The sequence below is a fragment of the Roseateles sp. genome (assembly GCF_039595595.1).
Classification (GTDB): Bacteria; Pseudomonadota; Gammaproteobacteria; order Burkholderiales; family Burkholderiaceae_C; genus Roseateles.
Genome location: NZ_JBCNLG010000021.1, coordinates 25,489 through 38,160, shown reverse-complemented (window position 1 = coordinate 38,160; position 12,672 = coordinate 25,489). Strand labels below are relative to the sequence as shown.

Here is a 12,672-nt window from a genome sequence, read left to right as displayed (position 1 = left end):
GGTCCCGATCCCGATCCCGATGCGCGCACGCTTCTCCGCCCTGGTCACCGCATCGATGCTGGGCGCCGCGGCCCTCGCGACGGGTACCGCCGCGCTGGCGGCTCCGTCCGCGGCCGCCGCGGCCGGCAAGACCGCGCCGGCCACGGCGCCCGCCGCGCAGGAGAAGGTGCTGCGCTACGCCTTCCTCGTCGCCGAGACCGGCTTCGATCCCGCGCAGGTCAGCGACCTGTATTCGCGCATCGTCACGGCCCACATCTTCGAGTCGCTCTACAACTACGACTACCTGGCGCGGCCGTTCAAGCTCAAGCCCAACACGGCCGCCGCGATGCCGGAACCCTCCGACGACTTCCGCACCTGGACCATCCGGCTGCGCCCCGGCATCCATTTCGCCGACGATCCCGTCTTCAAGGGCCGCAAGCGCGAGCTGACCGCCGAGGACTACGTCTACAGCCTCAAGCGCTTCTACGACCCGGCGACCAAGAGTCCGCTGTATTCGAGCTTCAAGCAGGAGGGGCTGCTCGGTCTGGAGGAGTTGCGCGCGGCGGCGCTGAAGTCCAAGCAGCCCTTCGACTACGACAAGCCCGTCGAAGGCGTGCGCGCGCTGGACCGCTACACGTTGCAGTTCAAGCTGGCGGAGCCGCGGCCGCGCTTCATCTACAACCTCGCGGGCGGCGACACCTACGGCGCGGTCGCGCGCGAGGTGATCGAGGGCTATCCGGGCAAGTCGATGGAGCACCCGGTGGGCACGGGCCCCTTCCAGCTGGACCGCTGGCGGCGCGGCTCGCTGATCCGGCTGGTGCGCAACCCCGGCTATCGCGACGTCTACTACGACGCACAGCCCAATCCGGACGACACCGAGGGGCAGGCGCTGCTGGCGCGCTTCAAGGGCCGCAAGCTGCCGATGGTGGACGCGGTCGAGATCAGCATCATCGAAGCGAGCCAGCCGCGCTGGCTGTCCTTCCTGAATCGCGAGTTCGATCTGCTGTACCTGCTGCCCGAGGAGTACGCCGACGTGGCGATGCCGCACGGCCAGCTCGCGCCCAACCTCGCCAAGCAGGGGATGCAGCTGTATCGCGTGCTCGCGAGCGATCGCACGATGTACTACTTCAACATGGAGGACCCGGTGGTGGGCGGCTACACGCCGGAGAAGGTCGCGCTGCGGCGCGCGATCGGCCTGGCCACCGACGTGCCCACCGAGATCGCCACCACGCGCCGCCACCAGGCGGTGCCGGCGCAGTCGGTGGTCGCGCCGATGAGCTGGGGCTACGACCCCGATTACAAGAGCGAGAACAGCGATTACGACCTGGCGCGCGCCAAGGCACTGCTCGACACCTACGGCTACGTCGACCGGGACGGCGATGGCTGGCGCGACAAGCCCGACGGCAGCCCGCTGGTGCTGGAGGTGGCATCGACGCCGGACTCCCGCTCCAAGCCTTTCGACGAGCTCTGGAAGCGCGACATGGACCGGCTGGGCGTGCAGGTGCGCATCCGGCTGGCGCAGTGGCCGGAGAACCTGAAGTCCGCGCGCGCGGGCCAGTTGATGATCTGGCAGCTGGGCTTCAACAGCTCGACGCCGGACGCGCAGCTGGGGCTGGAGCTGCTGTACGGGCCGGCCTCGGGCGGGCAGAACCTGGGCCGGTTCAAACTGGACCGCTACGACGAGATCTACCGCCGCATGATGGTGCTGCCAGACGGCCCCGAGCGCGCCGCGCTGCTGCGCGAGGCGCAAAAGCTGCTGACCGCCTACATGCCGCAGAAGTACCGCGTGCACCGGATCGTGTCGGACCTCGCGCAGCCGTGGCTGATCGGCTTTCGCCGGCCCTACTTCAACCAGATCTTCTGGCCCTATGTCGACATCGACACGGAGAAGCTGCCCAGGCGCTGAGCGCTCCCTGGGCGCGCCGCGGTCGCCTGCGTGACGGACAGGCGGTGGCGGTCCGCGCTACCGTCGCGGGATCCGGAAAGGAGACCGCATGCTCCCCTCGACATCCTTGGCGCCCACGCCCCAGATCGAGCACTACCGCCGCTTCCTGCGCGAGCGATGCGGGTTGGTCTTCGAGGACTACGCCGCGCTGTGGCGCTGGTCGGTGACCGAGCTCGACGCGTTCTGGCGCAGCATCTGGGATCACTTCGACCTGCGATCGGAGACGCCGTTCGAGCACGCGCTCGACGAGGAATGCATGCCCGGCGCGGTGTGGTTCCACGGCGCGACGCTGAACATCGCGGCGCAGGCGCTGCGCCATGCCGACGCGGCCGAAGCGGCGGGGCATCCGGCGATCGTGCACGCCAACGAGGCGATGCTGGCGCGCGGCGAACTCGGCGAACTGCGCTGGCCGGCCTTGCGCCGGCAGGTGGGGGCGCTCGCGGCCTCTCTGCATGAGCTGGGGGTGCGGCGCGGTGATCGCGTGGTGGCCTATCTGCCGAACGTGCCGCAGACGGCGGTCGCCTTCCTGGCGGTGGCGAGCCTGGGCGCCGTGTGGTCGGTCTGCTCGCCGGACATGGGGCCGGTGGCGGTGCTGGACCGCTTCCGTCAGATCGAGCCCAAGCTGCTGATCGCCGCCGATGGCGTGCGCTACGCCGGACAGGACATCGACCGGATGGGGATGCTCGCCCAGTTGCTCGACGAACTGCCGACGGTGACCGACGTCGTGCTGCTGGCCAACCTCGACGAGCAGGCCGATCCGGCGCTGCTGGCCGGCGCATCGGGCGCGGGGCGGCGCGCGCATCGCTGGGACGCGCTGATCGCCAACGAGCGCATCCGCGAGCCCGAGGCCGTGCCCTTCGACCATCCGCTGTGGATCGTCTATTCGAGCGGCACCACCGGGCTGCCCAAGCCGATCGTGCATGGCCACGGCGGCGTGCTGCTGGAGATGCTCAAGGGCGCGATCCACAACAACGTCGGCGCGACGGTCGAGACGGGCGACCGCTTCCACTGGTACAGCTCGACCGGCTGGATCATGTGGAACTGCCAGGTCGGCGCGCTGATGGGCGGGACGACGACCTGCCTGTTCGACGGCAGCCCCGCGGGGCCCAAGGACGCGCCGGACTGGAGCACGCTGTGGCGATTCGCGGCGCTCTCGGGCGCCAGCTTCTTCGGCGCGGGCGCGGCGTTCTACGCCAGTTGCCTGAAGGCGGGCGTCGAGCCGATGCGCCATGGCGACCTCAGCCGGCTGCGCGCGATCGGCAGCACCGGGAGCCCGCTCGCCGACGAGAGCTACGACTGGATCTGGACCCACTGTCCGAAGGTCGACGGCCGGCCGATCTGGATCTGCATCATCAGCGGCGGCACGGACTTCGCCGGCGCCTTCCTGACCGGGCTGATCACCGAGCCGCTGGTGCGCGGGCAGATGCAGGTGCGGAGTCTGGGCGCGGCGGTGCATGCGTTCTCGGAGCCTGATGAGCGGGGTCTGGGCCGGCCCTTGATCGATGAGGTCGGTGAGCTCGTCTGCACGCGGCCGATGCCGTCGATGCCGCTGTACTTCTGGGGCGACAAGGACAACGAGCGCTACCTGTCGAGCTACTTCGACATGTACCGGGGGCCGAATGGCGAGGGGATCTGGCGGCATGGCGATTGGCTGCGGATCACGCCGTCGGGCGGCGGGGTCATCTACGGGCGCTCGGACGCGACGATCAACCGGCATGGCATCCGCATGGGCACGGCGGAGCTGTACCGCGCGGTGGAGGCGCATCCCGAGGTGATGGACAGTCTGGTCGTGGACCTGGAGTACCTGGGGCGTCCGAGCTGTCTGCTGCTGTTCGTGCATCTGCGCGAGGGCGTGTCGCTGGACGCGGCCCTGCAGCAGCGCTTGCGGGAGTCGATCAAGAAGGCGCTGTCGGCGCGCCATGTGCCGGACGAGATCCACCAGGTCGAGGCGATTCCGCGCACGCTCTCGGGGAAGAAGATGGAGCTGCCGATCAAGAAGCTCCTGCTCGGCGCCGCGGCGGAGCAGGTCATGAAGCGCGATGCCATGGCGAACGCGGACGCGGTGGCTTGGTATCAGCGTTTCGCCGAGGGTCGGGAGTAGCTGCTTGCAGTCGCGAGCGGCTGGCTGCCGTCGCCATTGGGTTCGTTGTGTTCATGGCTTGTTCCTTTGAAGATGTGGATCGTTGGAGGCATATCGGGTCAATGCGCATCGCCAGGCCGTGCGGCGATCGTTACAGTGCGAGCCCGTCTCAACGCCCGCTCGAGGCCTTCTGGTGAAACTGAAATTCGCATTGCCCGTCCTCTTCATCCTGTCGTTGCTGCAAGGGGCGCTCGCTGGTGTCGCCAGGGTCCGCAGCGGAGCCGCAGGGTGGGTGGATTGGGCGATCACGCTGGCTTTCGTGGTGATCGTGTACCTCTGGTACCGCCACGATTCGCGGGAGCGCCGCTATCCAGGCAGTGCGCTGTTGGGCGGAGGGGTGATCCTCGTTTCCTTCATTGCCGTGCCGGTCTATCTGTACCGGTCCCGTCCGTCCGGCCAACGCGCGAAGCCCATGCTGGCGTTCTTCGGATTGCTGATCCTGTCGGTCGTCGTCAGTGGCGTCGCGGCGGAGCTGGCCGCGAAATTCGCCGCGTCGTCGTAAGGAGCTCGGGATCTGCCATGTCAGCGAACAGCGCGCGCGGGTGGCGAAGCGCGTGGATCAGGCTCTCGAACGAGTCCACGGCGCTGGACGTCTGGCATGCGCTCGAGGGCGTGGCTTGAAGCAATCGGGACATGGCCCCCATGAACGGCTCCTTCGTGGCGGGTCCCATGACCCGAAGGCACGCAGTGTCGACACGCGATGACGCGATGTCTTTCCTCCGAATTGCGGGACCGATGGGGGAACTGATTCAGGGAGGTCGGTCCCCCTGCGCATACTGATCAGAGTCATTGCGCCATCCAGGGTTTCATGACGCCCGCGCGTCGGTTCCGCGACGCGACCCTGCTTCCCGCGACAAGCGCGCGCAAGGCAGGTTCCAGGCCCGCCGATGACACCGGTCCTTCACCGGTCTGTCACCGCGCCGCTCGAACATCCGCCGCCACATCCGCCGCTTCCTCCCCCTGGAGCCCTCATGCGCAAGCCCCTTGTCCGTTCCCTCGCCCGTGCGTGCCTGCCGCTGCTGCTGGCCGCCGCCGCGCCGTTCGCCTCGGCCACCGTCGTCACCTTCGACGACCTCGCCGCCGACGGCCTCGTCCCTGCCCATTACGCCGGCCTGGACTGGTCCGCCAGCTCCTGGTTCCAGTTCTCCGGCGAGCAGTCGCCCTACAGCGCTCACTCCGGCGACCGCCGCGCCACGCTGGGCTTTGACGGCGCCAGCGCCACCAGCGCCATCGGCTTCCTGACCCCGAGCACCTTCCAGGGCGCCTGGTTCGCCGGCTTCGACGGCGTGAACATCGCCATCGACCTGTACCGCGGCGGCTCGCTGGTCGCCTCGACCGGGGCGCTGAACCTGGGCGAGACGCCCGCCTTCCTGTCCAGCGGCTACACCGGCCTGGTCGACCGCCTGGTCTTTCGCAGCAACGACCCCGCCTTCTTCGTCATGGACGACCTGACTTTCGCCGCCGCCGTCCCTGAGCCCGCCTCCGGCGCGCTGGCGCTGGGCGGCCTGGCGGTCGCCGCGCTCGTGATCCGCCGCCGCAAGGCTTCGCAACCCACGGCCTGAGGAGCCCGCCATGACGCAGCAGCCAACGCCCCGCCGCCAGTTCCTCCGCGCCGTCGCCACCGCGGCCGGCGCCACCGCCGCGATGACCAGTTTCCCGCCGGCCATCGCCCGCGCCCTGTCCATCAAGGCCGCCGTGCGCACCGGCACGATCCGGGACGTCGAACACATCGTCATCCTGACCCAGGAGAACCGCTCCTTCGACCACTACTTCGGCACGATGAACGGCGTGCGCGGCTTCGCCGACCCGTTCCCGGCGCCGGTGGCCGACTCCGCGAACGTCAAGGGCCGCAACGTCTGGATCCAGCCCACCGCCAACAACGCCGCGCCCGGCGCGATCGCGCCCTTCCACCTGAACACCGCGCAGAACTTCGCGTTCATGCGGGTCAGCGGCACGCCGCACTCGTGGACCGACGCGCAGGCCGCCTGGGACCACGGCCGCATGAACAACTGGCCCAAGGCCAAGCAGAACCACGCGATGGGCTACTTCAAGGAGCAGGAGCTGCCTTTCCAGTTCGCCCTGGCCAATGCGTTCACGCTCTGCGACGCCTATCACTGCGCCACGCAGACCGGCACCAACACCAACCGCCTGTTCATCTGGACCGGCACCAACGATCCGCTGCGCAAGGGCAACGGGCCGTCGACCGACAACAGCCACGACTGGTTCAATCCGAACCCGCTCGACGACTACACCTGGACCACCTACCCCGAGCGGCTGCAGGCGGCCGGCATCAGCTGGCAGGTCTACCAGAACATGGCGGACAACTTCACCGACAACTCGCTGGCCGGGTTCAAGGTGTTCCGCGATGGCTGGTACAACCGGCCGGGCTACTCGCAGGCGCTGAAGGACCGCGGCATCTCGACGCGCGATCTGGACCTGCTGCGCGACGACGTCATCAACAACCGCTTGCCGGCCGTGTCCTGGGTGGTCGCGACGGCTGAGGGCTCCGAGCATCCCGGCCCGTCGAGCCCGGCGCAGGGCGCGGACTACACCGCCAAGGTGCTGGACGCGCTGACCGCCAATCCGGAGGTCTGGGCCAGGACGGTGCTGTTCATCAACTTCGACGAGAACGACGGCTTCTTCGACCACATGCCGCCGCCGGCCGCGCCGTCCTGCGTGAGCTGGAACGCCGACCCGGCACAGGCCGTGCTGGCGGGGGGCTCGACGGTCGACACCACCGGCGAGTACTGCGAGATCCTCAACGGCGCCTCGCCCGCCTATCTGCACCGTCCCTACGGCATGGGCCCGCGCGTGCCGCTGTACATCGTGTCGCCGTGGAGCAAGGGCGGCTGGGTCAACTCGCAGGTGTCGGACCACACGTCGGTGCTGCGCTTCATCGAAGCGCGCTTCGGCGTCATGGAACCCAATATCGGCGCGTGGCGCCGCGCGGTGGCGGGCGACCTGACCTCGTGCTTCAACTTCGCCGATCCGGAGGACAGCGAGTTCTTCTCGAAGCTGCCGGCCACCGTGGCGCTGGCCAACCAGGCGCGGGCGCTGCCGGGCACCACCACGCCGCCGGTTCCCGGTGCGCTGGCGTTGCCGGTGCAGGCGGCGGGCGTGCGTCCGGCCCGCGCGCTGCCGTACGACCTGCAGGTGGCGTGCGCGCTGACGCCTGGCGCAGGGCCGAATGCCACGTCCATCGCGCTGAGCTTCCAGAACACCGGACGTGCCGCGGCGGTGTTCCATGTCTATGACCGCACGCGGCTGAGCGAGATTCCGCGCCGCTACACGGTGGAGGCCGGCAAGCAGCTCACCGGGAGCTTCGCGCCGCAGGCGACCGGTGCCTACGATCTGTGGATCCTCGGTCCGAACGGCTTCCATCGGCACCTGGCTGGCAACGCGCGGCGCGCGGCGGCGGCGGGGCAGCCCAATCCGGATGTGCTCGCCCAGTCGGCGCCGCGCACCGGGGAGCTGGTGCTGACGCTGGTCAACACGGGGCCGGTCGCGGCGACCTTCACGGTCGCTCACAACAAGTACCAGTCGAGCGCGCCGGTCACCGTGACCGTGCCGGCGCGCAGCCGCAGCGACGTGCGCGTTGGTGTGGCGGCGGCCGCGCATTGGTACGACGTGTCGGTGCGGGTGAATGGACAGGCGGACTTCCTGCGCCGCTTCGCCGGGCACATCGAAACCGGCGCGCCGTCGATCAGCGATCCGGCGATGGAAGGCGTGGCCAAGGCGGATCAGTACCGCGTGTCGGGTGGGTGAAGACTGCCGGCATGAACTCCCTCGCCCCCCGCGAGGGGGGAGAGGGCAGGGGAGAGGGGGCGGTTCGATGGGCACCGGGAACGTTCCTTGCCGCGCTCTGGCCTCCCCATGAAAACACGGAGGTCCTCATGCCCGTCATGCGTCTTCGTCTTCAAGCGCTTGCGGCCGTTGCCGCCCTTGGCTCCTCGCTGCTCATCCACGCCGGCGCGCAGGCGCAATCCGGCGTCGTGCCCCCGGACGCGGCCGGTTTCACCGACTACGTCGCCACCCAGCTGCGCCAGCAGCTTGGTGACGGCACCGTCGTCGTCCGCGAGCCGCTGACGCTGGGCGTCGCGGATCAGCGCACGCGGCTGGACAAGCTCTACGCGGGCTGCCAGACCAACCGCGCCCACTGCGCCGACGACGTGAATGCGTTCGTGAAGGCGACGACGCAGAACTTCCGTGCCTCGACCATCCCCGCCACGCGCGAATCGCTGCGGCTGGCGGTGCGCACCGCGGCCTCAGTGCAGCAATCGCAGCGCGAAGTCGGCGGCGATGCCACCACCTTCCGTCCGCGCCCCTTCGTCGGTCCGCTGGTCACCGTCCCCGTCTTCGACACGCTGCGCGCCTCGCGCCTGATCAGCGAGAAGGACTACAAGACGCTGGACCTGTCCGTCGACCAGGTGCGAGAGCTCGCGCGCAAGAACACCTACAACGCGTTGCCCCAGGTGCTGCAGACGGCCAAGCCGGTGGCCTCGGGCGAAGTCGGCCGGCTCGATGGGCCGGTGCTGCAGCCGAGCCGCCTGATCTTCATCGATGACTGGAAGCCGCTGGCCGATGCGCAGCACGGCACACTGATCGTCGCGGCGCCGGCCAACGACACGGTGCTCTACATCGGCGACGACTCCGCGGCCTCGCTCGACGCGCTGCGCGCGCAGGTGCGCGAGATCATGGGCAAATCCGCCAATCCGCTGACGGACGTGCTGCTGCGCTGGTCGCCTTCGGGCTGGGTGACGATGCCCTGAACGGCCGACGCTCTCGGCGCGCCCGATTCCATCAGCGCGCCGATGCCCCGCCACGGAAGCAGCGCCGCCCCAGCCACCAGCCGGCGCGCTGCACCGCCAGCCCCAGGCCCAGCGTCAGATAGAACGCGCCGATCAGGATCAGCGTGCGCGGCGCCGGCTCGGAGTGCGCCAGGACGCGGCTCATGCCGGCGTAGGCGACCGTCAGCGCGCCCAGCGTCAGCCGCATGCCGCCGAGCACCGACAGCCAGCTCATCAGCGTGGGCAGGCCGACGGTGAGCAGCGCCAGCATCGCCTTGCCACCGCCCTGCGGCCAGCGCGGCTGGATGCGGAAGTCCGGGTTGGGGACGTACAGGCGCAACCGGTACACGCTGGTGCCCGCGGACACCCAGGCGGCGATCAGCCCCCCGCCCAGCGGCGTGACCGACGGCAGCGCCTGCACGAGGAAGCCCCACAGCGCCGTGGCGGTGACGACCAGATGCAGCGGCCCCTTCAAGCCCAGCAGCACACCGGCGACGAGCGCCGCGATGCCCGCGATGACCAGGGCCACGCCGCCGTCTTCGGCCAGGATCGGCGCCGCCTGGAGGGCCGCGCCAGCGAGCGCGAAGCAGCCCGCGCCCACCCAGGGCGACAGCCGCTCCCAGCGGCCGCCGGCCAGCATCCGGGTCAGCCTGGCGGGCACGGCCTCGCGCAGGAAGTCCAGGAACTGCACGCCGTAACCCATCGCCGTGCAGAAGATCACCAGCGACATCAGGACGGAGAAGCCGCGCTCGATCGCGCTGCTCAGGTCGTGGCGCAGCGCCAGATCCACCGCCGAGACCAGCAGCGCGATGTGCACCACCGCGAGATGGCGCACTCGCGCGATGAGCCGGTTGGCCGCGGTCAGGTCCGACTCGTCCAGACCCAGCCGGCGCAGCAGCTGCCAACCCGCCCATTGCAGATGCAGCGGCAGTGCATGGCCCATCAGCCACACGCCGAAGGCGGCCTTGATCTGGTCCCACGTGTGCAGCGATCCGGCCAACTGGGCGACCCGCACGGTCGGCGCGAATTCCTCGAGCGTCTCTGGATCGGAGACCGGCACGGGACGGCGCTCGAGCACCTGCGCGAGCGCGGCCATCCGCTCGGCGCCGAGCAGGCGCTCGGTGCGGAAGTCCCGCGACCAGTCGAAGTGGTCCCGCAGCAGGTCGATCAGCAGGCCGGGCACGTGGTCCTGCAGCGCGATCACCAGATCGGCGAAGCGGGCCGAGGCCTCGAGCTGCGACGACAGCGGCAGTCCACCCAGCGCCAGGCGCAGGGCCGGCAACGCCGATTCGACCTTGGCGGGGCCGCGCTTGAGCAGCTCGACGAGGTCCTTGCACAGCGCCTCGGGCGTGGGCCCGGCGTCGACTGGCTCAGCCCCCGCTGGCTCAGCCTGCACCGGTTCGGCGGCTGGCTCCGCTGGCTCAGCCTGCACCGGCTCGGCGGCTGGCGGTTCTGATCGCGAGCCGTCCTCCTCGTTGAACCGGTGCAGCGGCATCGCGGGAATGTGGGCCGGGCGGGCGACCGGGAGGGGCGTGTCCGCGGCGGCCGGCAGGGTTTCGACCGCCGCCTCGACCGCCGCCTCGACAGTCTCCGCAATCACGGGCTCGATATCCTCCCGGGTCTCGGTCTCGGTCTCGGTCTCGGTCTCGGTCTCGGTCTCGGTCTCGGTCTCGGTCTCGGTCTCGGTCTCGGTCTCGGTCTCGGTCTCGGTCTCGGTCTCGGCCAGCGCCTCCTTCGCGCCATGCTCCTGATGCCATCGCGCATGCGCCACCACGCGGTCGTAGGCCTCGCGCAGCGCCTGATACGCCTGAGCATCGTCGTCGGGCCGGGTCTTGCGCAGCGTCTTCGCGTAGGCGCGCTTGATCTCGCCCAGGTCGGTGCTGGGCGCGTCCAGGCCGACGCGTGCGCAATCGGCCTGCCAGTGATTCATCCAAGCCTGCATCGGCGGCCTTCGCGAACGCGCCTCAGAAGCGGAAGCCGCCGTCGATGCTGTCGAGCGCCTCGCGCATGCGCTGGCGCGCCTGGCGGATGACGCGCGGCTCCTGTGTGTCCAGCGCCTGCTCGAACTCGCCCAGCCACGACTGGATCGCGATGCGCTGATCGCCGAGGCGGTCCTCGTAGAGCCGCTTCGCGCGTTCGATCAGGTAGCGGTTCTGCTCGTCGTCGCGCGGATGGCGCTTGAGCGCGCGCAGCTGCTTCAGCGCCTCGGCGATCTGCGCCTCGCTCATCTCGGTGGCGGTGTTGCGGATCAGCGTGGTGACGGTGCGCCCGCCCTGCACGTCGCGCGCGTCGACCTCCAGCAGGCCGTTGGCGTCGTAGGTGAAACGCACCTCGATCGCCGCTTCGCCGGCGGGCAGCGGCGGCACCTCGATGTCGAGCTTGCCCAGGTGCAGGTTGTCGCTGCCGATCGGCGATTCGCCCTGGCGGATGTCCAGCTCCACCTGGCGCTGGTTGTCGGAGACGGTGCAGTAGCGCTCCATCCGCGACACCGGCACCGGCGTGTTGCGCTCGATGATGGGGCTGAAGCGGTCGCCGATGCGCTGCTGGCCGATCTGCTGCGAGGTGATCACGCCCAGCGAGAACGGCATCACGTCCGTCAGCACGACCTCGTCCAGCGCCGCGTCGCGCGCCTTCAGGCCGGCCTGCACGGCCGCGCCCTGCGCGATGGCCTGGTCCGGATCGATGGTGCGCAGCGGCAGCCGCTGGAACAGCCGCGTGATCAGCTGCCGGATCATCGGCATCCGCGTCGCGCCGCCCACCAGCACCACCTCGTCCAGCGACGACGGCGACAGCTGCGCATCCTGCAGCGCGCGCTCGATCGGACGGCGCAGGCGCTGCAGCAGCTCGGCGGTGGCCGCTTCGAAGTCCGCGCGGCTCAGCTCGAGCTCCGCGCGGCGGCCGTCCAGCATCAGGCCCATCACGGTGCTGTCGCGCTCGCTGAGGTCGCGCTTGGCCTGCTCGGCGGCGCGCCACCACAGCGCGGGGTCCTTCTGCAGGCGCTCGCGGTCGGCAAGCGACAGCGCGCCGCAGCGCTCGATGAACAGCTTGCCCAGCGCATGGGCGAAGTCCTCGCCGCCCAGGCGCGTGTCGCCGGCGCTGGCGCGCACCTCGACGACGCCGTCGAAGTACTCCAGCACCGACACGTCGAAGGTGCCGCCCCCCAGGTCGAAGACCAGGAAGGTGCTGTTGTCGGGGCGGTCCTGCAGGCCGTAGGCCAGGCCCGCGGCGGTCGGCTCGTTGAGCAGCCGCTCGACCTTCAGTCCGGCGAGCTCGCCGGCAGTGCGGGTGGCGCGCCGCTGCGCCTCGTTGAAGTAGGCCGGGACGGTGATGACGGCCTCGGTGACCGGCGCGCCGAGGAAGGCCTCGGCATCGGCCTTCAGCGCCTGCAGCACCAGCGCGGACAGCTCCTCGGCGCGGAAGGCCTTGTCGCCCAGCTTGATCGTGCGGTCGCTGCCCATCCAGCGCTTGAAGGCCTGGGCGCTGCGGGCCGGGTCGGTGGCGGCGCGCTCGCGGGCGGCCAGGCCCACGATCAGCTTGCCGGCGTCGTCGATCGCCACCGCCGAGGGGGTCGAGAAGTCGCCCAGCGCGTTGGGTACCAGGTGGGGGCGGCCGTCGCGGAAGACGGCGAGAAGGCTGTTGGTCGTGCCGAGGTCGATGCCGACGATCATGGGGAGCAGCGCAAGCGAAGAGGGCGGAAGGTCCGCGGGCGCGCGCAGGGGCGCGAGGCGGCGGGAGGATAGCAGCGCGCTGGCCGGATTCACCGGTTGCCGGGGCAATTCACCGCTGGCGCGGGATTCGTGCTCGCCTAAGCTGTGGCAGGG

8 protein-coding genes are annotated in these 12,672 nt (G+C 70.1%); 6 read left to right on the top strand and 2 right to left on the bottom strand.

Translation table 11 applies throughout. From position 1 onward, the window contains the following. Positions 1 to 19: 19 nt before the first annotated feature. The 6 genes from ABDW61_RS20400 to ABDW61_RS20375 all read left to right on the top strand — a co-directional run bounded on the left by ABDW61_RS20400 (position 20) and on the right by ABDW61_RS20375 (position 8,833). Positions 20 to 1,885, top strand: coding sequence for an ABC transporter substrate-binding protein (locus ABDW61_RS20400; RefSeq protein ID WP_343641298.1), 1,866 nt, complete (start codon positions 20 to 22; stop codon positions 1,883 to 1,885). Positions 1,886 to 1,973: 88 nt separating this feature from the next. Further along, the gene (locus ABDW61_RS20395) at positions 1,974 to 4,025 is read left to right on the top strand and encodes an acetoacetate--CoA ligase (protein ID WP_343641297.1); all 2,052 of its coding nucleotides are present in this window, start codon (positions 1,974 to 1,976) and stop codon (positions 4,023 to 4,025) included. A gap of 172 nt (positions 4,026 to 4,197) precedes the next feature. Then, positions 4,198 to 4,566 (top strand): hypothetical protein, encoded by a 369-nt coding sequence (locus tag ABDW61_RS20390; protein ID WP_343641296.1) that lies wholly within the window; start codon positions 4,198 to 4,200, stop codon positions 4,564 to 4,566. Positions 4,567 to 5,035: 469 nt separating this feature from the next. Then, a complete protein-coding gene (locus ABDW61_RS20385; protein WP_343641295.1) occupies positions 5,036 to 5,626 on the top strand; it encodes a PEP-CTERM sorting domain-containing protein in 591 nt (196 codons plus the stop codon). 10 nt (positions 5,627 to 5,636) lie between these two features. After that, on the top strand, positions 5,637 to 7,829 hold the full coding sequence (locus ABDW61_RS20380) for a phospholipase C, phosphocholine-specific (protein WP_343641293.1): 2,193 nt from the start codon (positions 5,637 to 5,639) through the stop codon (positions 7,827 to 7,829). A gap of 128 nt (positions 7,830 to 7,957) precedes the next feature. After that, a complete protein-coding gene (locus tag ABDW61_RS20375; RefSeq protein WP_343641291.1) occupies positions 7,958 to 8,833 on the top strand; it encodes a hypothetical protein in 876 nt (291 codons plus the stop codon). 31 nt (positions 8,834 to 8,864) lie between these two features. Here ABDW61_RS20375 and ABDW61_RS20370 read toward each other — a convergent pair whose 3' ends face one another. Then, positions 8,865 to 10,781: a hypothetical protein gene (locus ABDW61_RS20370; protein ID WP_343641290.1), complete on the bottom strand. Its 1,917-nt coding sequence runs from the start codon at positions 10,779 to 10,781 to the stop codon at positions 8,865 to 8,867. 34 nt (positions 10,782 to 10,815) lie between these two features. Beyond that, on the bottom strand, positions 10,816 to 12,519 hold the full coding sequence (locus ABDW61_RS20365) for a molecular chaperone HscC (protein WP_343641289.1): 1,704 nt from the start codon (positions 12,517 to 12,519) through the stop codon (positions 10,816 to 10,818). Positions 12,520 to 12,672 lie beyond the last annotated feature (153 nt).